This is a genomic window from Streptomyces sp. NPDC001941 (genome assembly GCF_040296945.1).
Lineage (GTDB): Bacteria > Actinomycetota > Actinomycetes > Streptomycetales > Streptomycetaceae > Streptomyces.
On sequence record NZ_JBEOYE010000015.1, the window covers coordinates 94,781 to 117,123 of the forward strand.

The window sequence follows — 22,343 nt, forward strand, 5'->3', positions numbered from 1 at the left end:
CCGGGCGGTGCCACCCGGGTCGTTCGGCTCGTGCCGCAAGGCCGGCCCGTGCGGCGTGGCGGACGGGCGTAGGCGTCGCCTCCCGGGTGTCAGGGCCTGGACTCCCCGCTCGCCGGCGGGGTACGTCCGAGGAGCGCCGCCGCCGCTTCCGCCGCGTCGGGGTAGACGGCGTAGGTCTCCCCTGCCGTCGCTTCGCCGACCCGGTCGACCCGCGCGGTACCGTCCGCGAGGGGTGTGATCGTCACTGCTCCCGCGCTCTCGCGGTAGGAACGTGAGAGCCGGAGGGCGCGGTGACTGAGGTCGGGGAAGAAGTCACGCAGCCCCAGGACCGCGTGGGCGGCCTCGACCAGGGGACGGTCCTCGGCGAACTCGGGGGCCGTGAGCAGCAGCTCCCATTGCGCCGCGACCGGATCCGGGGCCGCGAGGACCATGGCGAGCGGGCTGAACGTCAGGAATGGCCAGGAGCGCGCCAACTCCTCGTAGCCGGCGCCTTCCCGCCACGCCCGGGCCAGGTCGAGCAGATCGCGCAGCTGCTCCGTCCAGCCGTTCGCCACGTGCAGCCAGTCCCGGCCGATGCCGACGGAGAAGCCCCGCTCCTCGATGGCCAGCCCGACCCGCATGGTCGCCGTGCCCAGTTCGATGACCACCGAGGTGTAGCCGGCGTGCACCCCCCGTGAGCGGGTGCCGATCGACTCCGGATCGACACCTCGCTCACGGGCGGTGCTCCTCAGCACGCGGAGCAGTCCGCCTCCGGCCGCCAGGTCCGGGTAGTGCGCCGGCTCCACCCTGCCGAAGGGTCCGCCGCTCTCTCCACCAGTGCCGTCGGCCACGACCCGCGCACCGCCCTTCTCCGTGTCAGCCCTAGCATCCACAGTACGGCGACGAGTCCTCCGGGAAGGCCCTGGGCCTCGCCTTCTCCGGACCCTTCCTCCTGTCGAACAACCGGGTGAAGTCGGAGCCCCAGTCCGGTTCGTCGATGTCGACCCCACGGAAGCCGTCACCGTGCGGTTCGTAGAAGTGGACCGAGCCCCAGTCCCGTTCCCCGTTGGCGACGGACCGGGCGATCCAGCTCATCTCCAGCTCGGTCGCGGTGCCGCTGTTGTCCAGGCCGCGCTGAGCCCCGCCGACGAAGTCCCTGCCGGGCAGGTTGACGTGCAGGCGGACGTTGCGGTCCCTAATGCCCCGCTCGACGGGGTCCTGCCACGTGCCGTCGGGCACGTTGACGTAGTCGTCGATGTTGCGGCCGGTCTTGCCCTTCAGCCACTTCACCATGCCGGACGTATTGGTCACCTTCTGGCCCAGGGCGAGGTCACAATTGTGGACCAGTACCGGCGCCGCCCCCGCCGACACGTAGTACGTGTGGGCGGTGTCCACCGACAGGTTGTAGACCGCGGCCTGCTGCGTCCACGCCCGGACCGCCTGGACCTGGACCCACGTGCCGCTGCCCGTGCGCAGCCACTGGCCCGGCTTCAGTTCGCCGGCCGTCAGCCACTTCTTCAGGCTCGGGACCCAGAAGGGGTGGCCCGTCGTCGCGGTGAGCTTCTCCATGGCCGTGCCCATGGCGCCGTCGGTGTCCAGGGTCAGTTCGACCAAGTGCTTCTCGCCCTTGCCGACGATCGTGCGGGTGACCTCCTGGCCGGAGGTCTTCCCGGTCGTCGGGTCGGTCGCGACGACCTTCTCGCCCTCCCGTACGTCCTCGATCGGTTTGCGGCTGCCGTCGGCCATGACGACCTCCGTGCCGGCCACGAAGCTGTTGCCCGCCACGTCCACCGCGAGCTGCGTGCACTCGACCGCCGTCTCGACCTTGTCCAGGACGTCGTCCGCCTTGTTGGCCGCCTTGACGATGTCATCCGCGTACTTCGCGGCCTTCATCCCCATCCGCCCGGCCTTCGCCGCCCGGACCAGCCCCGCGCCCGCTCCGCCCAGCGCGATACCGGCGACCGTGGCGACGGCCCAGGCGCAGGCTTCCGCGTCGCCCTTGGTGACGCAGTTCTTGATGTCGTTGAAGCCGGTGACCTCGCCGACCACGTTGCCGACGGTCTTGACGCCCTCCCAGACGTCGTCCATGTCGATGTTCTTCACCGTCTCGATCACCGCGCCGACCTCGTCGACGACGGCCTGGCGCAGGTCGTCGGCGACCTTGGCCACGTCCGCGACGACGTTGCGGGCGGCGCCCAGGAGCAGCGCGGGGAGCGCCGGGTCCGCGGTGACGATCATCTTCGTCACCGTGATCAGCGGCTTCGCGGCCGCCACGATCGCCGGGATCGGGTTGTGCTTGGCGACGAACTCGGCGGCCCGCTGCGCCTTGCGCGTGATCGCCTTCCGCATCTCCTGGTACTGACGGCGGGCCGCCGCGGCCTTCTCCCGGGCCCACTGCGTGACGCCGGTCTTCTGCCCGACCCACTTCGTGACCTGCACGACCTTGTCGACGACCGTCTTCAGGCCGGACTTGCGGTAGAGCCAGCCGGCCGCCTTGCCCGCGTAGTTCAGGGCCGTGCGCAGCGCCGCGATCGGGTGGCGGACGGCGTAGCTGACGCCGTGGTAGACCTGCTTGGCCGTCTTGACAGCCCACTTCTTGCCGTCGTTGAGCTTCTTGCCCACCCACTTGCCCGCCGTGTGGCACCAGCCGCAGCTGGGCCAGTGGCCGTCCGGGTCGGAGTAGTCCAGGGGCGCGCCCGCGCCGTAGGCGTAGCGGTTGGCGAGGATGGAGGCGCCGGAGGCGTACTGGTAGGAGTCGCGGGAGTCGAAGACCCCGGCGGACGGGTCGTACCAGCGCGCTCCCATGTTCACCTGGTCGGTGTCGGGGTCGGTGTAGTCGCCCTGGTAGCCCGCGTTGCCGGGCACGTCCGTGCCTGCCGCGGGGACGCCGTAGGGGTCGTACGCCGTGGACGCGGCGGGTGCGGTCGCCGTCCCGTTCGTGGACGACATCGAGGAGACGACGTCGCCGTGGGTGTCGGTCAGGACGAGGTCCGCCGTGGCCGTGCCCTCCTGGACGGAGAGCAGTTCGTCGGCGGCGCCCCGGCCGTAGGTGGAGGAGTTGTCCTTGACCGGGTCCGGGGACAGCCCGGAGTAGGAGAAGTCCGTTCCGTTGCGGGCGGCCACCCGGTCCAGGGAGTCGTAGGTGTACGTGGTGCCGGACTCGCCCGCCTTGGTCAGGCGGTCGAAGGCGTCGAAGGTGAAGTCCTCCTTCAGGCCCGAGCTGGTGCGGGAGGCCAGGGTGCCGCGCGGGGTGTGGTCGTAGGTGTAGTCGCCGTCGGACAGCATCCGGTCGCGCTCGTCGTACGTGGCCGTCTTGGCGCCGTTCTTGACGCGGTTGCCGCTGTCGTCCCAGCCGTAGTCGGTGGTGGTGCCGCCCGCGGTCCAGGACGTCATGCGCCCGGCCTGGTCGTACTCGTAGGTGCTGGTGCCGGCCTTGGCCGTGCCGGTGGTGGTCTTGGAGCGCAGGTGGTCGTCGGCGTCGTAGCCGTAGTCGACGGACTGGACCGGCTGGCCCGCGCTGTTCTTCAGGGTGTCGGTGTCGGGGCGGCCCAGGTCGTCGTAGCTGAGGCTGCGCTGCTGTCCGGCCTGGTAGCCGATGGTCTCCAGGCTGCCCGCGGCGTCGTAGCCGTAGCTCTGGCTGGTGCCGGTGAGCGGGTCCTTGGCGGAGCTGAGCCGCTGGTTGGTCCAGCCGAAGGCGGCGGTGCCGGAGGCGTCGGTGCGGCTGAGCAGCTGTCCGTCGGGGTTGTAGTCGTAGGTGGCGGTGCCGGACGGGCCCTGGCCCTTCAGGAGCAGGCCGCGGTCGTCGTAGTCGTAGGTGTTGTCGCCCTTGGGCGAGGAGGCCTTGGTGAGCCGGCCGCCGGGGTCGTAGGAGAACCGCTTCTCCGGGGTGGCCGCCTCGGCGCCGCTGCCGGTCTCGCGGACCAGCTGCCCGGCCTTGTCGTACTCGCGCTCGCGCACGACGCCGCCGGGTGCGGTGAGCTTGACCGCCTGGCCGGCCTGGTCGTAGGCGGTGGTCCAGGTGCGGTCGGCGGCGGCCGGGTCGCGGGTGGTGGACGGTTCGATCACCGACTCGGGCAGGCCGAGGCTGTTGACCGTGTAGACGGTCTTGTTGCCGCGGCCGTCGGTGTAGCGGGTGCGGTTGCCGTTGGCGTCGTAGCCGAAGCCGGTGGCGATGGACTTGGTGTCGGTGACCGGTTCGCTCTGGCCGGTGAGGCGGCCGAGCGCGTCGTAGGCGTAGGTGGTGGTGCGGCCGAGCGGGTCGGTGGAGCTGGTGAGGTTGCCGGCCGTGTCGTAGCCGTAGCCGTTGCGGCGCAGCAGCTTGCCGGCCGGGTCGAGGTCGGTGTCCTCGGCGAGGCGGCCGAGCTGGTCGTAGAGCTGGGTGGAGGTGCGGCCCTTGCCGTCGGTCATGCGGACCTGGCGGCCCGCCGCGTCGTAGCCGAACTGCGTGGCGGTGCCGGTCGGTTCGGTGAGCTTGGTCATCTGGCCGAGCGCGTCGTAGTCGAAGCGGCTGACGGCCCCGCCGGGCGCGGTCTGGCGGACGACGTTGCCCGCGTCGTCGTACTCCATGCGCGTGGTGTACGCGCCGGGCGTCGGCTTGCGCTCGATCTGCGTCCGGGTGACCGGGCGGTCCAGGTCGTCGTAGGTGTTCTCGGCGCGCGCGCCGTTGGGGTCGGTGACGGACAGGACCTCGCCGGTGCGGGTGTAGGTGTACTTCCACTGGCCGCGCTCGTCGCCGGTGCCGACGGGCAGGTCCTTGACGGTGAGGCGGTTCTGGCGGTCGTAGGTGAACTTCGAGGTGCGGCCGAGCGCGTCGGTGGCCTCGACGGCGTTGCCCAGGGCGTCGTACTTGGTGGTGACGGTCGGGGTGAGCGCCTGGGTGGAGCCGGGGGCGGTGTAGGAGGGCGAGGAGGCGCTGACCGCGCGGCCGAGCTTGTCGTAGGTGGTGCGGCCGGTGTTGCCGTTGGCGTCGACGGACTCGGTGACCGCGCCGTAGGTGTCGTAGCCGATGTAGGTCTGCGGCCGGGTGGTTGCCGGGGCGGCGCCGCCGGACTCGGTGCTGACGGCGGGCGAGGTGGTGGAGATCGCCCGGCCCAGCTCGTCGTAGGCGAACTCGCTCTTGGCGCCGCCGGGTTCGGTCCGCGCCTTCAGCAGGCCGCGCTGGTCGTAGTCGTAGGTCGTGGTGCGCGAGTCGGAGCCGTTGTCGACGGTCTCCGTCTTGGCGTTGCCCGCGTCGTCGTAGGTGTAGGTGACGCTCTCGGTGTTGACGCTGACCGGCCAGGGCACGTTGGAGGCGTTGCCGCTGGCGACCGTGTTGAGGACGTTGCCCGCGAGGTCGTACGCGTACGTGGTGCGCCGGGCCAGGCCGTTGGGGTCGCTCACCTCGGTCTTGGTGCGGCCGACCGCGTCGTAGGTGTACGAGGTGGTGAGCTTGCCGTTGCTGGACGACTCGGTCAGGACGTTGCCCGCGCCGTCGAAGGTGTTCGCCTCGACGACCAGGTCCCGCTTGGAGCCGTCGGGGTTGTGGAAGTCCTTCTGCGTGATCGACTTGATCAGGTCGTCGCCGTAGTACTGGTAGACCAGCGTGCGGCCCATCGAGTCGGTGTGCCTCGCCACCCGGCCGCCGAGGTCGTAGGCGTACGACGCGAGCACGGTGTGTCCGGGGTCGCCGCCGTCGTCGTCCCAGTCGTCGAGCCGCGTCTCGGCCATCATGTTGCGCGCGGTGTAGAGGTAGCTGAAGCGGTTGCCGTTGGCGTCGACCATCGAGGTCTTGTTGCCGAACGCGTCGTACGTGTACGACGTCTCGCCGCCCTCGGCGTCCACGGCCTTCTCCGGCCGTCCCCGGTCGTCGAGTTCGAAGGTCATCGCGCGCGGAGCGTCCCCGCCGAGCAGGTCGGAGACCTCGGTGCGCACGACCGTGCCGTCGGGGTCGTAGCCCGTGACGGTGCGCTGCTGGTGCTTGGCGAGGGTGACGGCGTTGGTGGCCGGCGGCTCGGTGGTGGTGGTCAGCCGGGACAGCTTGTCGTAGGCGTAGGTGGTGGTGGTGCCGGAGGGCTGGGAGTCGGAGACCTGGGTCTCGGTGGTCTTGCGGCCGATCGCGTCGTAGGCGTACTTGGTGGCCAGGCCGGACGGGCCGGTCTCCTGCGCCAGGTCGCCGGTCTTGTAGTACTGGTAGCGGGTGAGCTTGCCGCGCGGGTCCTTGACGGTGGCGGGCAGCCCGGCGGGCGTGTTGCCGCCGCCGACGGCCATCTCGGCGCCGTTGGTGTAGGTGGTGACGACCGTGCCGCCGTCGGGCATGGTCTGGGTGAGCGGGGCGCCGGTGGCGTTGTAGGTGTACTTGGTCAGGTAGCGGTTGTCCGTGGGGCCCGAGGAGCGGCCGTCGCGGGACTCCGAGGGCTGGTCGGCGCGCAGGTCGAAGTCGCCGGTGGGGACGGGGTAGGTGGTGTAGGCGGTCTGGCAGTCGTCCTTGGCGCGGCAGGTGGTGCGGCTGGTGACGTTGCCCCGGTCGTCGTAGCCCAGGGTGACGGTGTCGCCGTTCTCGCTGGTGGCGCCGGTCTGGAAGCCGTTGTCGTCGTAGGCGAAGGTGCGGATGGCGACGCCGTCGGCCGGGTAGCGGATGAAGTCGGGCTCGGTGCCGCTGCCCGAGGGCGGGTTGGTGCAGAAGGCCGGGTCGCCCGGGTCGGGCTTGGTGCACACCTGGCCGGGGTCGGACGGGGACTGCGAGGGCGAGGGCGCGTCGTCCTCGCGGGCGGCGATGCCGGTGGGCTCGCCGTAGCGCAGCAGCCGGGAGGACAGGCCGTCGTACTCGTAGAAGTAGGGGTCGTTGGCCGGGTCGCGGACCTCGACGGTGCGCCGCAGGTCCTTGTCGTCGCCGAACACGGCGGGCGTGCCCAGGCGCCAGGTGCCGCCGTTGCGGTCGGTGTACTCCTGGACCCGGTCGCGCGAGGTGTCGTACGAGACCTCCGAGGCGGTGCGTCCGGACGGCAGCGTCGTCCTGGCGAGCAGGTCGGCGGTGCGGGTGCCCTCGCGGTAGTGGCCGGCGACGGCGGCCGAGCCGAGCGGGTGGTGGTAGACGGCGACGTCGTCCAGGGTGCCGGCGAAGGACTTGGCGCCGGTGGCGCCCCAGCCGGGCCAGGATCCGGGGGTGGTGGCGTTGGCCGCGCCGATCTGGTTGTACGTCAGGTCGGTCTGGACGAGCTGCTTGCCGGTGAGCTTCCCGGACAGTTTGCCGTCCAGGTACAGGCTCTGGTCGGAGCCGGAGACGGAGAGCACCGCGTGGTGCCACTTGCCGTCGTTGACGTTCTTGGTGGTGTCGGTGATCGGGGCGACGGTGCCGGTGGCGAACTGGCCGCGCAGCTTGCCGTCGGTGCCCACGTAGAGCAGGGGCACGCCGGTGGTGGGCGTGGTGCCCCAGGCCTTGTTCTGGTAGCCCAGGAGCGGTCCGCCGACGCCGGTGGCGATGGTCTTGAACCACACCTCGACGGCCGCGTCGCGGCTCTTCTTCAGGGTGCCGGAGGGCAGGTCTACGCGGGAGGTGGTGCCGTTGAAGGACACCGCGGTGCCCGGGTCGCCGGTGATCGCGCCGGCCTGGGCGAGGGTGGCGTTGGCGTAGGTGCCGCGGTCCTTGCCGAGGTTGGTCTCCACCTCGCTGTTGGCGGCGGCGCCCTCGTCCTCACCCAGGCGCCAGTACGACTCGGGCCGCGAGTCGAGCACGGCGGAGCGGTAGTGGCTGCCGGTGGTGTGCGCGTACTGGGTGCAGCCGCCCTGGGGGTCGCAGACCTTGTCGAGCAGGTCGCCGGTGTAGGAGTACGTCCAGGCGAGCGCGGCGCCGTCGACGGCGTTGGTGGCGACCCGGGTGACGTGGTTGCCGGTCCAGGTGAAGCTCAGGGAGCGGGCGTTGCGGGAGTTGACGGCCGTGGAGAGCTTGCCGGAGGTGTAGGTGTAGGCGACGGCGGTGCCGTACGCGTCGGTGACCTTGGTGAGCAGGCCGGTGACGCTGAAGTCGTACGTCGTGCCGGACTTGTCCTGGAGCTTGTACGTACCCAGCGAGGCGTCCTGCGTCAGCTTGGCGAACCGGCCGGGCGGCGCGGCGAACGTGCCGTCGGCGTTCTTGCCGAACCGCGCGTCCTGGCCCTCGGGGTAGCGGATCACGACGTTGCCGGTGCCGTCGTCGTCCGGGGTCAGCCGCATGTCGTACCGGGTGGACCAGCCCGCGCCGAAGGCGAGGTCGCGGCGCGGGTCGAGGCTGTTGTAGGTGCGCACCAGCGTCAGCTCCGGGCCGATGCCGGTGACCGGGGCGTCGATGGCGGTGGTGGTGAAGTTGCCGACGTTCGGGTCGTACTCCTTGCCCTGCCCGGCGGACAGGTGCGAGGTGACCTCGGGCTGCGGCACGGCGGCGATCAGGGCGACCTGCGCGGTGGGCACCTCGTTGGAGGCGTCCTTGACGAAGCCGCGCCACAGGTAGGTCTTGCCCCACTTCAGCTTGCCCGCCGGGACGGGGTAGGCCGATCCGGTCTGGTACGCGGAGGTGGTGCAGCCGGTCGGCTTGCCCGCCTTGTCGGCCTCGCAGATCTCGAACTTGTACTGGAGCGAGGAGCCGGGCGGCGCGTCGATGTCCACGCCCGCCGCCCACAGCTGCGGGGTCAGCGTCTGCGCCTGGTAGCCGTTGGGCGGGAACTGCTCCTTGACCACCGGCGCGATGTCGAAGACCTGGAGCGTCAGCCGGCCGGGCGGCACCTGCTCGTCGGTGAAGACCTTCCCGCCCTGGCGGACCATGGTGAAGTCGAGCATGTACGCGCCCGGGGGCAGCGCCTTGATCGTCGCGTCCAGGGTGGTCTTCGCGCCGTAGGCCACGTTCCCCGTGAGGTTCGCGGACCGCTGCTGCCCGACGATCTTGCCCTTGGAGTTGTAGGCCCGGTAGGCGAGGTAGTACGTGGACGGGGTCCAGGTCTCGGCGCCCTTGTTGGTGACGGTGACCTTGACCTTGCCGTCCTGGTTCTGCAGCACCGGCGGGTCGGGCACCGGCTTGGGGAAGGAGTAGCTCGCGCTGTACGGGGAGTGGGTGACGAACAGCTTGGGCGGGTTGGCCGTGCCGTGGCCGGTGAACCGCTTGAAGGCCGCGGTGTCGGTGGCCGAGGCCCGCAGCGACAGGCCGTAGTTGGCCTGGCTGCCGTCGGCCCAGCGCTGCACCAGGTCCCGGCCGCCCTTGCCCAGGTCGAAGAGCTCGCCCGCGCCGGGGCAGGAGGACTGGGACTGGCCGGTGGCGATGTAGCCGTGCGCGAAGGAGCGGGAGGCGAGCGCGCCGCCGACGGACGGGCCCGGGTAGGCGTTGGAGCTGCCGGTGGAGGCGGTCCAGGACTGGGTGACCGGGTGGACGGAGACCGAACGGGGCTTGCAGGAGGCGGAGTCGAAGTTGACGACCTGGAGCTGGACGCCGAAGACGCGGTGGTGGCGCAGCTTGTCGTCGAGGCCGGGGAAGCCGAGGTAGGAGGCGGTGGAGCCTTCGGAGGCGCTCTTGCCGACGCGGAGCTCGTCCTTGCCGTCGACGGACCCGCCGCTCTTGACGTACATCGAGGTGGAGGCGGCACCCGTCTCCACGGACGGGTCGAGCAGCACGGGGAAGGCGCGGGCCGGGTCGGCGAGCCAGGCGCGGTCCGGGGTGACCTTCAAGGTCCGCCCGCCGTCGGCGAGTTCGTACGCCACCGCCCGGGACTCGGCGCCCTGGGCGTCGGTCATGTATCCGGCCGGGACGACCGCCACCGTACGGCCGTCGGCGTCGGCGAGCTCGATGGCGCCGCCACGGGCGCGGGCGGTCAGGCCCTTGAGGTCGAGCGGGAAGGAGAAGGAGCCGGGGGCCTGGGCCGAGCGCAGGACGAGGGTTTCCTTGAGGCCGCCCGCGCGGGCGTCGAGCCACAGGTCGGTGGCGGGCAGGACGCCGGGGTAGGCGGCGCGCGACCCGGTGACCGTGCCGGTGACGGCGGCGGCGCCGGCCAGCCGGTAGGCCAGGCTGCCGCCGCCCGGCAGGGTGAGGGTGGCCAGCGCCGGGGCGTCGGCACGGTCGGCGAGGCGGACGCCCACGGAGTCGGCGGTGTTGGCCCAGCCGCCGGCGCGCTCGGTGAGGCGGGTGTCGATGGGCTGCCAGCTGCCGTCGGTGGCACGGTAGTTGACCGGGGTGGCGGAGACCTCGGTGGTGCGGGTGCCGTCGGTGTTGGCGTACGTACGGCTGCGGGCGTCGCGCTCGGCGGGCAGTTCCTCGCTGGTGGCGCGGTCGAAGCCGGTGACGCGGGGCTCGGGCGCGGTGGCGACGGCGGCGCTGTTGCCGGCCGCGGCCGGGCGCGCCGCCACCGGCTGGGTCACCGGGTACTTGGCGCGCAGCGAGCGCGGGGCGCGGGTGTTCCCGGCACCTCCGGCGAGGTGGCCGCGGCCCTCGGCATCGCCCCAGCGCTGGCCGGGCCCGTGGGCGGGGCGCGGCAGTTCGGGGAAGAGCGGCAGCCCGCTGCCCGCGACGGCGAGCGAGCCGAGGCCCACCGACAGCAGCAGGGCGAGCGCGACGGCCCGGCCCCAGCGGCCACGGGCCAGTCTGGCGACAAGGAACTTGCGCACGGCGGCGCGGTAGGCGGGCACGGTCCCCCCGTAGGACTGGCGGTGGATGAGCGCGTTGATCCTGATGCGGGGTCAGGGCGGCTGTCGATTGCCTGGGGAGACCATTCACGTGGCCGTGATCCTTTCGTGATCGCTCGATAAGGGCCGCGTAAGGGCCGCACGCCGTGCCTGGTAAGGGCTTTCTCCCCGCCGGAGGCCCTCGCGGGGTGGCCGAATCCCGTGTCGGCGCACGGATCCGAACGCATGTACTAGTTCGCCGTCCGTTCACCTTGTGAACTCCCGCCGTACACAAGAGACTTGGGGATCGGGCCCGTGACGAGCCGCTTCTGTCCCCCGGCCCTCCACGACCGGCCCGCACGACACACCCGGTTCACCAACTGGACGTACAGAGAACGCATTTGGGCAACCCAACGCCCCCGCTGCGTTCACCGGCACTTCCTTACCGTCCGGCTCATGACAAAGTTCCAGCCCCGCAGACCTCGGGCGGCACGGCTCCGGACCGCCGTCGCCGTGACCGCGGCGCTCCTGCCCGCAGGCCTCGTCGCGCTCCCCGGCACCGCCCAGGCCGCCGTCTCGCTGACCTGCACCACCACCGGCCCGACCTACGCCCTGGACTCGGCCGGCAAGCTCCTGCGCCTCGACATGCCGACCCCCGCCACCGGCGGCAACCTGCCCGCGGGCAGCACCATCGACACCGGGTGGACCGGCTACGGCCGCATCCTCGCGGGCCCCTCCGCCGCCTTCTACGGCATCAAGTCGGACGGCCTTTACTACAGCCACCGGATCAGCTCCAGCGCCACCTGGGACGTCCACCACAAGAAGATCAGCGACGGCTTCACCGGCTTCCGCACCGGCACCGCCGCGGACGACATCACCATCGACCGCAGCGGCTACATCTGGACCCTGGACTCCAACGGCGGCATCCGCTGGAACCACTACAACCCGACGGCCAACGCCATGGACGCGGGCAGCGGCAAGATCATCGACATGGGCTGGAACCGCTACGACGCCATCTACGCGGGCGACAAGGGCGTCATCTACGGCCGCTCCGCCACCGACCACAAGCTCTACCGCTCCCGCTACGACCTCACCAGCCACCGCTGGCTGGAGCGCCACGTCCTGGAGTCCTCCGCCGACTGGAGCGACACCAAGTCCATGGCCTCCTACGGCGGCGACACCCTGGTGCGCGTCAAGGGCAACGGCTCGGTCGTCTACTACCGCTTCGACGAGACGATCAGGGACTGGCCGGTCTACAACAAGACCGTGGCCGCCTCCGGCTACGCCGCCTACACCTCGGTCACCGCGGCCCCCGACGCCTGCCGCATCCCCGAGCACACCCCCGCCGTCGTGAAGCAGGACTTCGAGGGCGGCACGCCCACCGTCGCCATGCAGGGCTCCTCGGGCAAGCTGGAGTTCGCCTACACCGACGCCATCGGACACCTGGTGCACGGCCGCAGCGACCCGGCCGACATCACCAGCATCCAGTGGACGACGATCTCCGGCAACGAGGGCTTCAGCGGCGCGCCCTCGCTCTCCCAGCACTCCGACGGACGCGTCGTCGTCACCGCCCAGAACGTCACCGGCGCGCTCTGGCAGCGCAACCAGGCCGCCGTCTCCAGCGCCGACTGGGGCGGCTGGATCGACCTGTCCGGCCACATGGCCCAGCACGCCATCACCGCGAAGACGCCCTCCGGCCTGATGGTGCAGTTCGCCTCCGACGCCGACGGCAAGCCCTGGTACCGCATCCAGCAGCGCGCCAACGTCGACTTCATGGGCTGGATGCCGCTGGGCGGCTCCGGGTTCACCGGCCCCTTCACCGCCGTCACCGTGCGCGACGGGATCCAGTTGTTCGGCAAGAACGCCGGCGGCGTCCTGCAGACCGCGCAGTTCAAGGAGGCCGGCACGCTCTCCGCGTGGACCGCCCTCGGCAACCAGGCCGTCACCGGCACCCCGTCCGTCGTCGTCTACCCCGGCTACCGGCTGCGCGTCGTAGCCAACGACGGCAACGGCAAGGTCCTGATGACCGCCCAGAGCGACGAGGGCGGCGCCTTCGGCGCCTGGAACCCGCTCGGCGACGCGGCCCACGACCCCAACAACCCCGGCACCCCGGTGGACCCGCTGGTCGCCCAGGGCTCCCCCACCGCGGTGCTGTCGCCCACCACCGGCCTGCTGGAGGTCGTCGTGCGCGCCACCGACGGCACGCTGTACAACACCGGTGAGACGACCCAGGGCAGCGGCACCTGGCGCAGCTGGCAGAAGCTGGGCACCGACGTGGCCGCCACCGACCCGACGGCGTTCACCTACACCGGCCCCAGCGGCATGACCTGGGCCTACGTGTTCCGCAACGCGAACAACCAGAACATCGTCTACCAGCTGTCGACCCAGTAGCCGACCCCGTAACCGACTCCGTAACCGACTCCGTAACCGCACGACAGCGGTTCGGCACGCCCTGATCGCCGCCCGGCCCAGCGCCGGGCGGCGGTTCGGCATACCCTCCGGCAGCCCGGCCGCCTCCGGAAACAGCGGCGGTCCACCACCCACCGGAAACCCGGAAGCCCACCACCCACCGGTGCGGCGATACTTCAATCCGTCGCACGACCGCGGACCACCGCCCCACCGAAAGGCACGCACGTCCCTTGTCATCCCTACGCATACGCATACGCACACGCAGACGCCCCGGCACACGCACACGCACCCTCGTGGGCGCCCTCGGCACCGCCCTCGCCCTCCTCACCGCCGGCGCCGTCGCCGCGCCCCCCGCCTCCGCCAGCGGCGCGGCACCCTCCACCGACGCCCTCATCGGCACCGAGCAGGTGCTCTTCCGGTCCGGCACCGGTGGTTACGGGTGCTTCCGCATCCCCACCCTGGTGCGCACGAAGACCGGCACGCTCCTCGCCTTCGCCGAGGCCCGCGTCTCCCCGTCCTGCGCCGACCGCGGCCCGATCGACACGGTGGTGCGCCGCTCCACCAACGACGGCCGCACCTGGGGACCCGTACGCGTGGTCCTGTCCGGCGCCGAGAGCGACCCGAACGCGCCCGCCACCCGGGGCAACGCCTCCCCCGTCGCCGACCTCACCACCGGCGACGTGTTCCTGCTGTCCACCTCCGAACTCGCCGTCCCCGGCGGCAAGCGCCTCTCCTGGGTGCAGCGCTCCACCGACGACGGCCTCACCTTCGACACCCCGCGCCGCACGCCCCGCCTCAGCGGCCAGGACAACGGCTGGTTCGGCACCGGACCCACCCACGGCATCCAGCTCAAGCGCAACACCCAGCACCCCGGCCGCCTGGTCGTGGGCGCCTACGAAAGCCCGGCCACGGCCACCCAGCTCATCGGCGTGCTCTACAGCGACGACCACGGCGACACCTGGCAGGCCAGCGACACGGCCAACTCCTACCAGGACGGCCTGAGTCCGGGCGAGCCCGCCGTGGCCGAGCTCGACGACGGCAGCCTGTACGTCAACGCCCGCAACAACAACGACGCCGGACACCGCACCCACGCCGTCTCCGCCGACGGCGGCACCACCGTCCCGGCCCAGCGGATCGTCCCGATCACCACGCCGCAGGTGCAGGGCTCGCTCCTCGCCCTGGAGAAGACCTACCGCCAGGTCCCCGGGGACACCCTGGTGTTCGCCGCGCCCGGGCACCCCACCGACCGCCAGGAGATGCGGCTGCGCTGGTCCACCGACCGGGGCGCCAGCTGGCACGACGCCTCCGGCGGCAAGATCAGCGCACAGCGCGCGGGCTACTCCGACCTCGCCGAACTCACCGACGGCCAGCTCGGCATGGTCTACGAGGGCGGCGCCGGCTTCTCCGCCGCGCAGATCTACTTCAACCGCTTCACCCCCACGGCGGTCGGCGTGCCCGGCACGTCCTCCTCGCGGGTCTTCCCGCAGCCCTTGACCCCGGCCGGCCGCACCACGCCCGACCTCGCGCCCGACGCCAACGACGCCTACCTGACCGGTGGTTCGCTGGGCACGGGCCGCTACGGCCAGGGCCTGGCGCTCGACGCCTCCGACAACACCCCCGACCACGCGAACCTCCCCTACGCCCCGGCCCTCGACCCGGGCGCGGGGGACGTCACGTACTCGCTGTTCTTCCGCTACTCGGCCACCGCCGCCTCACCGCAGCAGGCACTGCTCTGGGCCTACGGCCAGGGCGCGGACAAACCGCAGGTGTGGGTGCGCGCACAGCCGGGCCAGGACCGCCTGTTCGCCTGGGTGCAGGGCACGGGCGGCACCGCCAGCGTCGCGCTGCCCGACCCGTCGGCGGGCGTGGCGTACGGCGACGGAAACTGGCACCACCTGGCCCTGACCCGCACCGGAAGCCAGGTCCGCCTCTCCGTGGACGGCGGCGCCCCCGCCACCGCCACCGGCGCCTCCGGGCCCCTGGCCGCACCGCGCGCGGACGGCGCCGAGGGCATCCGCCTCGGCGCCAAGCAGGACAGCGGCGCCAGCGACGCCTTCACCGGCAGCCTCGACGAATTCCGGCTCTACAAAACGGCCCTGACGGACACTCAGCTCCAGTCGGTGCGCGGCAACGGCGAACCGGTCCCGGCCGCCGTCCGGCTGCCCTTCCAGGTGATCGACACGGCCGACGCTCCCACCCTCACGCAGGTGGGCATCGAGGACGACGTGTCCGGGCACTGCGCGGACGGCACCCTGCTCGGCGGCCTGCCCGGCGAGGTCGACGGCCGCGTCGGCAAGGGCGCGGTGTCGGTCTCGGCCACCCGCCCCGGCATCGAGGTGCCCTACCTGCCCGCGCTCGACGTGGGCGCGGACGACTTCACGTACACCCTCTGGTTCTCCTACAACGCGAGCACCTCCACCCCGGACGCCGCCCTCCTCTGGGCCTACGGCTCCACGACCGGGCAGCCCTCCCTGTGGGTCCGCGCCCAACCGGGCCGCGACCGGCTCTTCGCCTTCGCCGAGACCCCCGCGGGCAACGTCCAAATCGCCCTGCCCGACCCGGGCACCTCGGTCGCGTACGGCGACGGAACCTGGCACCTGCTGACCCTGGCCCGCTCCGGCGACCGCCTCAAGCTCTCGGTGGACGGCACCTCACCCACCGAGACGACCGGCCTCACCGGCTCGCTCACTTCGGCCGACCCGGACGGGCTGCGCGTCGGCTCCAAGCCGGGCGGCAGCGACGTCCTCACCGGCCGCCTCGACGAGGTGAAGCTGTACCAGCGGGCGCTCACCCAGGCCGAGACGGCGAAGGTCGCCGCGTCCGCGCCGGGCTCCGGCGGCGGCTACCCCTCCGACCGGCCGGTCCTGTGGTGGTCGATGGAGTCGGGCAACACCGAGGTCCACCCGGTCGCCCGCCCGGCCACCGGCCCGGCCACCCCGTCGTCCTCGGAGCACTGCGGCCACGGCTACGTACGCGGCAACCCGGCCCGCACCGCAGGACGCTACGGCAACGCCCTCGCCCTCGACGGCACCGACGACGCCGTGGAACTCCCCTACGGCGCCCAACAAGCCCTGGGCTCGGGCGACTTCACCCTCTCCACCTGGGTGAAGTACACCGCCACCGCCTCCAGCCCCAGCCAGGTCCTGACCTGGGCCTACGGGGTCGGCGCCGGCGAGCGCCAGCTGTGGCTGCGCACCCAGCCCGGACAGGACCGCCTGGCCGCACTCGTCCAGACGGACACGGCGACGACGATGGTCTACGCACCGGACGCGAGCACGGCGGCCGGCTTCGGCGACGGCGCCTGGCACCACGTCACACTGCGCCGCACGGGGACGGCGCTGACCCTGGCGGTGGACGGCAAGACCCTGGGCGAGGCACCGGCGCCCTCGGGTTCGCTCACCTACGGGGACGCCTTCGCGGTCTCCGGCTTCACGCTGGGCGCCCGCCCGGACGGCGCGGACCGCTTCAAGGGCTCGCTGGACGAATTCCGCCTGATCCGGCGGGCGTTGAGCGACCAGGAGGTGGACGCGCTGCGCCTGACAAACGCGTCGACGGGAACGGCCACGACGGTGCGCCTGCCGTTCGAGACGGTCGTACCTCAGGGGTACGCACGGATGTGAGGCGGTACGGGGCGGGCGCGGGGAACCTTTCCCCCGCGCCCGCCCCCTTCGCGCCCGTCCTCTTCACGTCCGTCCTTCTCGCGCCCGCCCTTCTCCCGCCGTCACGTGGCGTCGAGGGCCTGGGTGATCTTGCCCGTGATGTCGACGAGGGCCGGGCTCGGGTCGCCCTTCCCGGCTAGGATCCCGGCCTCGACGGCGCGCAGGACGGTGGCGCGGTAGTTCTCGGCCTCGCCCGCGTCCTTGGCCTTCAGCAGCCGCATCGACTCGGTGAGCGCGGGCAGTACGTGGTCGGCCATGGCGGCGACGGTCTTGCCCTCGATCGTGATGCTCCCGGCCTTCTCGGCGAGCACGTGCCCGACGAGGCCGGTGGCGGAGGCGAGGGTGAGGCTGCCGGTGGTGGCGGTCTTGTGGGGCGACCCGGCCGCGTCGGCGGCGGCGAGGAGGGCGACGGCGCCGTAGGCGGCGGTGCGCAGGGTGGTCTTGTCCTGGGTGGTGAGGGTGTTGTTCGACATGGTGGCGTTCTCCAGTGGTGTGGCCGGCCGCCCCTGTCCGGGGCGGTCCGTGCGGTTTCTCGATGCCCTTACTTTCGCCACCGGCCCTGTCACCCGCCTTTCACGCCCCTGACAGCACCGCCGTCACGCGCCCCCGGCGCTCACGCGGTCGAGGGGCTCGTCCTCGCCGCTCGCAGGTCCCGCTGGGCGAGCTGGCCGTCCACCAGGGCTTCGATGCTCCTGGCCACCGCCCGCGCGTCGAGGTGCCCACGCACGTCGGTCTCGTGCAGCGGGCCGTTTCCGGTGAGGTCCAGCGCGCCGTCGCCGTCGACGCGGACGCTGCCCGTGACGGTGTCGGCGCCGTATCCCGGCAGGCGTACGGTGAAGGTGGCCTCCAGCAGGTGCGTGGCGGGCGGTCCGAAGCTGGGCCGGCTCCGCTCCCAGTCGCGGTCCTCCAGGGCGTTCGCGTCGTCGTCATCCCGGGTGGTGCGCAGGGCGAGCACGTCCCGGGCCGCCCGCGCCGCGCAGTCCGCCGCGAACTCCACGTCCCGCAAGGCGCTGTGGGCCTCCTCGGAGTCCGGGCCGCCCGCGCCGGCCAGGGCCCAGAGCGCCGTGAGGAGGGAGCGCGCGACGACGAGGGTGTCCTCGTCCGCCCCCAGCGGTTCGGCCGGGCGCACGTGGCGCGGCGGCAGCGCCTCGTCCTCGAACTCGCGCAGCTTCTGGGACGTCAGGCCGGTCCACCAGGCCGGACCGGTGGCGGACAGAGGGTCGAGGGCGGGCATGACGACTCCAGAACTCTAGGCACTTTTTCTGCTTAACTGCCCGGAGGTGCTCAAGGATGCGACCGGATTCGGGGCACGACGCCCCCGGACCACGGTGCGGCCCTCCCTCACGGAGCTCACGGAGCTCACGGAGCGAGGACCGGAGGTGGAGCGCCGTACGGCCCGCCCCAACCTCCGCATACGCTGCGAGGCCTCGACACACAAGGGGGGCCATGTGAAGCAGGGAACGCGGTTCAGACCGGGGCGCAGCCGATGGACGACGGCCAGCGGCTGGACGATGGTGCTCAGCGCGGCGGGGGCCGTGGTGGGCTCGCTGGTCGGCATCTCCTCCTACCCACCGCTCACCGGGGAGCTGGCACTGGCCGGGCTCAGCGCGGTCAGCGCCGTGGTGTGGGTGTGCACCTCCTGGCGGGCAAGGGCCGGGGACAACCCCTTTGCCGATCCGTACGAGGAGACGCGCAGGCCCAGCCGTCCGCTGACGTACCTCTTCGCCCTCGGCATCCCCTTCTCCTGCGCGGCAGCCCTGCTGTTGGCCCTCACCCCGACGAGCGCCGAGGGCAAGGAGACCGAGCGGGCGCTGGCAGCCGGGATGGACGAGCACACCGTGCGCGTCCACCGGGTGGCGGCCGATCCCGCCCCCGCCGGGCGGAACGAGGACGGCCAGGACCTCTACCGCGCGGACCTGGTCTTCCGGATCCCCTTCGACCGGGGACCCCAGGAGTTCACGCTCCGCGCTCACCAGCAGGTCGGGCGCCCGCACAAGGGCGAGTCGGTCACCCTCTGGTTCTCGCCCGCACACCCCGAAGCCGGAGTGCGCACCAGTGCGCCGCTCGACTGGGCCGGGTGGGGCAGGGGGTTCCTCCTGTTCTGGATCGTCCCGTTCGCGGGCTTCGCGAGTGCGGCGGTCAAGTCGCAGATGGCGAAGCGGGACGTGCACGAGATGCGCCGCTTCCGCCCCGGGGTCCACCTGCCCGCGCTGGCGATCCTGCTCCTGGGCGTCGCGGCGCTCGTGCCGCTCGCCCTGGAGCTCGACCTGTTCGGCGTGTGGTCCCGGGTGCTGGCGCTCCCTGCGGCCGCCGCCCCGTGGCTCGCCGTCACCTGGCTGTGCAAGGCGGACTGGTGGTTCCCGGTCCGCCACTGAAGGCCCAGTTCTCGTATAGCTGCCGCCAAGTGGCGAGTAGCACTGAGTACCCCTTTGGCAACGGATTGGATCTATCCGCTTCGCTCCTACCGGCAGGTCGCCACGCTGTGGTGATCATCAGATTCGGAGCGAGGTGCACACGAGTGCGGCAGGGCTGGGAGCCGGAGGACCTCATCGAGGTCTGGACGCTGCTCGAAGACGACATGAAGCGGCTGCGGAACAAGTCCGGGGCGAACCGGCTGGGCTTCGCGATGCTGCTGAAGTTCTTCGAGGTGGAGGCCCGCTTCCCGGAGACCGACAGGGAAGTCCCGGTCGCCGCGGTGGGTTACGTGGCTCAGCAGGTGAAGGTGCCGGCGGAACAGTGGGCGGCGTACGACTGGCATGGCGACCGGATCAAGCGCCACCGCAAGGAGATCCGTAAAGCCTTCGGGTTCCGGGCGGGTACGGAGGAGGACCAGGAGCGGCTGGCCGAGTGGCTGACGGCCGAGCTGTGCGGGGTGGAACTGTCGCGGGAGCGGCTGGCGGAGGCGGTCGTGGCCCGCTGCCGCAACGACTTCGTCGAGCCGCCGGCCCCGGCCAAGGTCCGGCGCCTGGTGGGCAAAGCGGTCAGGGACTTCGATACGCGGTTCTGCCGTACCACCGTGGACCGGCTGTCCCACGCGACCCGCTCGCGGTTGGAGGACCTGGTCGCGGGCAGCGAGGATGGCGACGAGACGGCTGGGGACCAGGCGGTGGCCGGCGGCGGCCGATCGTTCTTCACCGAGCTCAAGGCCGACCCGGGAGCCCCGGGGCTGGAGAGCTTGTTCGCGGAGGTGGACAAGCTCCAGCGGGTGCGGAAGCTGGATCTTCCGGCCGACCTGTTCGCGGACGTGTCGGAGAAGCAGGTGGACGCCTGGCGGGCGCGGGCGGCGAAGGAGTACCCGGCGAACCTGGAGCGGATGAAGCCGCCGATGTGCCTGACGCTGCTGGCCGCACTGTGCCATGTGCGGCACACCGAGATCACCGACTCGCTGGTGGAGTTGTTCATCCAGCTGGTGCTGAAGATCAACACCCGGGCGGAGAAGAAGGTCGACAAGGAGATGACCGGTGAGTTGAAGAAGGTGCGGGGCAAGGAGGCGATGATGCTGCGGGTCGCCGCGGCGGCCTTGTCCGAGCCCTCCGGCACGGTCCGCAAGGTGATCTACCCCGTCGTCGGCGGGGAGAAGACGTTGAAGGCCCTCGCGGCGGAGGCCGCGGCGAACGAGGCCAAGTACAAGGCGCGGATCCGCACCGTGCTGCGATCGGCGTACTCGGCGCACTGGCGGCGGATGCTCACCCCGCTGTTGAAGGCGTTGACGCTCAAGTGCAACAACACCGCCTACCGGCCGGTGATGGACGCCATCGACCTGCTCCAGCGGTACCTGGAGCAACCGCTGAAGGAGGGCGCGTTCTTCGACGCGGCGGAGGCCGTGCCGCTGGAGGGTGTGGTGCCCGAACAGTGGCGGGCCGCGGTGGTGGACGACAAGGGCCGCGTCGAGCGCATCCCCTACGAGCTGTGTGTGCTGGTCTCCCTGCGCGAGGCGTTGCGACGCCGGGAGATATGGGTGGTGGGGGCGAACCGGTGGCGTAACCCGGAGGACGACCTGCCGCAGGATTTCGAGGACAACCGGGACGTGCACTACGACGCGATCCAGAAGCCCCAGGACCCGGCGAAGTTCATCGCGGAGTTGCAAAGGACGCACCGCGAGGCCCTGGACCGGTTCGAGGCCGCGCTGGCCAACGACACCACGGGCGGGGTGGCGATCGTCAAGAAGAACGGCGAGGGATGGATCAAGGTCTCTCCGCGGCCCAAGCAGGAGGAGCCGGAAAACCTGGTCGCGGTGAAGGGGGAGATCGAACGGCGCTGGGGCACCATCGATCTGCTGGACATCCTGAAGTACGCGGAGTTCGACACCGACTTCATCGCCGAGTTCACCACGGTGGCCACCCGCGAGAGCCTGTCCCGGGAGGTGCTCCGGAGAAGGCTGCTTTTGGTCTTGTTCGGACTGGGCACGAACATGGGGATCAAGCGTGTCGCGGTGACGGGCAAGCACGGTGAGTCGGAGGCGACGCTTCGCCGGGTGCGGCACCTGTTCGTGAACCGGGCCAATATGCGTGTGGCCCTGGTGAAGCTGGTCAACGCCACCTTCGCGGCCCGCGACGAGATGTGGTGGGGCACCGGGACGGCGTGCGCCTCCGACAGCCGCAAGTTCGGTGCGTGGTCGTCCAACTTCATGACGGAGTGGCACCAGCGGTACCGGGGCCCGGGGGTCATGATCTATTGGCACGTGGAACGAAAATCGGTCTGCATCTACAGCCAGCTGAAGTCCTGTTCGGCTTCCGAGGTCGCGTCGATGATCGAGGGCGTGCTGCGGCACTGCACCGACATGGAGGTCGATCGGCAGTACACCGACACCCACGGCGCCTCCATTGTCGGGTTCGCCTTCGCGCACATGCTCGACTTCCAGCTGATGCCGAGGCTGAAGAACATCGGGCGGGCGAGGCTGTACCGGCCGGCCGCGGGCGAGGACAAGAACTGGCCGCACCTGGCCCCGGTGCTCTCCACCCGCACCATCGACTGGGACCTCATCGCCCAGCAGTACGACCAGATCGTGAAGTACACCACCGCACTCCGCCTGGGCACCGCCGAGGCCGAGCAGGTCCTGCGCCGCTTCACCAAGGGCGGGCCCAAGCACCCGACCTACCAGGCGATCGAGGAGCTGGGGCGCGTGGTGCGGACGGCGTTCATCTGCGACTACCTCTCGGATGCCGACATGCGCAGGGAGATCGGTGAGGGCTTGCAGGTGGTGGAGAACTGGAACTCGGCGAACTCCGACCTGTTCTACGGCAAGGGCGGCGACTTGACGGGCGCGGACAAGGAGAGCCAGGAGGTTTCCATGCTCGCCCTGCACCTTTTGCAGAGCAGCCTCGTGCATGTGAATACCTTGCTGGTACAGCAGGTTTTGGCGGATCCGAAGTGGGCGGACACGCTCACCGAGGCGGACCGGCGGGGGCTGTCGCCTCTGTTCTGGACCCATGTGAACCCGTACGGAAGATTCGAACTGGATATGAACAGCCGTCTCGACCTGGACCTTGCGGCCACCGGGGCCACGGTGCCCGGCCCGCGCAGTCCACAAGGAGAGTCAGTCGGCGCTCCGAGCTGAGCTGACGAGGACGGGGGCGAGCCGGTCGACAGGTCGCGGCCACTGCGTGACCCGGAGGCCGTGACCTCGACGCGCTCGACGCCGGCCCCGAGCCGGCTGCCCACAGCGGCTGAAGCCCCGTTCACGGCTCTGGGCGGACGGCG

The 22,343-nt window shown here is 71.5% G+C and carries 8 protein-coding genes; 4 read left to right on the top strand and 4 right to left on the bottom strand.

What is annotated here, in order from left to right; all coding sequences use genetic code 11:
* Window positions 1–89 precede the first annotated feature (89 nt).
* Both ABT160_RS14025 and ABT160_RS14030 read right to left on the bottom strand, forming a co-directional pair.
* The gene (locus ABT160_RS14025) at window positions 90–830 is read right to left on the bottom strand and encodes a DUF6193 family natural product biosynthesis protein (RefSeq protein ID WP_351647220.1); all 741 of its coding nucleotides are present in this window, start codon (window positions 828–830) and stop codon (window positions 90–92) included.
* A 31-nt stretch (window positions 831–861) separates the two neighbouring features.
* Window positions 862–10,599: a polymorphic toxin-type HINT domain-containing protein gene (locus ABT160_RS14030; protein WP_351647222.1), complete on the bottom strand. Its 9,738-nt coding sequence runs from the start codon at window positions 10,597–10,599 to the stop codon at window positions 862–864.
* Window positions 10,600–11,031: 432 nt separating this feature from the next.
* Here ABT160_RS14030 and ABT160_RS14035 point away from each other — a divergent pair, with 432 nt between their 5' ends.
* Together ABT160_RS14035 and ABT160_RS14040 are read left to right on the top strand one after the other, a co-directional pair.
* Window positions 11,032–12,966 carry a tachylectin-related carbohydrate-binding protein gene (locus ABT160_RS14035; RefSeq protein WP_351647224.1) on the top strand — a complete coding sequence of 645 codons (1,935 nt, stop codon included), beginning with the start codon at window positions 11,032–11,034 and terminating at the stop codon, window positions 12,964–12,966.
* A 311-nt stretch (window positions 12,967–13,277) separates the two neighbouring features.
* On the top strand, window positions 13,278–16,604 hold the full coding sequence (locus ABT160_RS14040; protein ID WP_351647226.1) for a LamG-like jellyroll fold domain-containing protein: 3,327 nt from the start codon (window positions 13,278–13,280) through the stop codon (window positions 16,602–16,604).
* 101 nt (window positions 16,605–16,705) lie between these two features.
* Here the strand turns inward: ABT160_RS14040 and ABT160_RS14045 are convergent, their stop codons facing one another.
* Together ABT160_RS14045 and ABT160_RS14050 are read right to left on the bottom strand one after the other, a co-directional pair.
* Window positions 16,706–17,116 carry a hypothetical protein gene (locus ABT160_RS14045; protein ID WP_351647228.1) on the bottom strand — a complete coding sequence of 137 codons (411 nt, stop codon included), beginning with the start codon at window positions 17,114–17,116 and terminating at the stop codon, window positions 16,706–16,708.
* Window positions 17,117–17,256: 140 nt separating this feature from the next.
* Window positions 17,257–17,877, bottom strand: coding sequence for a hypothetical protein (locus tag ABT160_RS14050; RefSeq protein WP_351647229.1), 621 nt, complete (start codon window positions 17,875–17,877; stop codon window positions 17,257–17,259).
* Between the two features lie 214 nt (window positions 17,878–18,091).
* Between ABT160_RS14050 and ABT160_RS14055 the strand changes: the two genes are divergently transcribed.
* The gene (locus ABT160_RS14055; RefSeq protein ID WP_351647231.1) at window positions 18,092–19,018 is read left to right on the top strand and encodes a hypothetical protein; all 927 of its coding nucleotides are present in this window, start codon (window positions 18,092–18,094) and stop codon (window positions 19,016–19,018) included.
* 143 nt (window positions 19,019–19,161) lie between these two features.
* Entirely contained in the window at window positions 19,162–22,200 is a 3,039-nt protein-coding gene (locus ABT160_RS14060) for a Tn3 family transposase (RefSeq protein ID WP_351647232.1), read from the top strand.
* Window positions 22,201–22,343 lie beyond the last annotated feature (143 nt).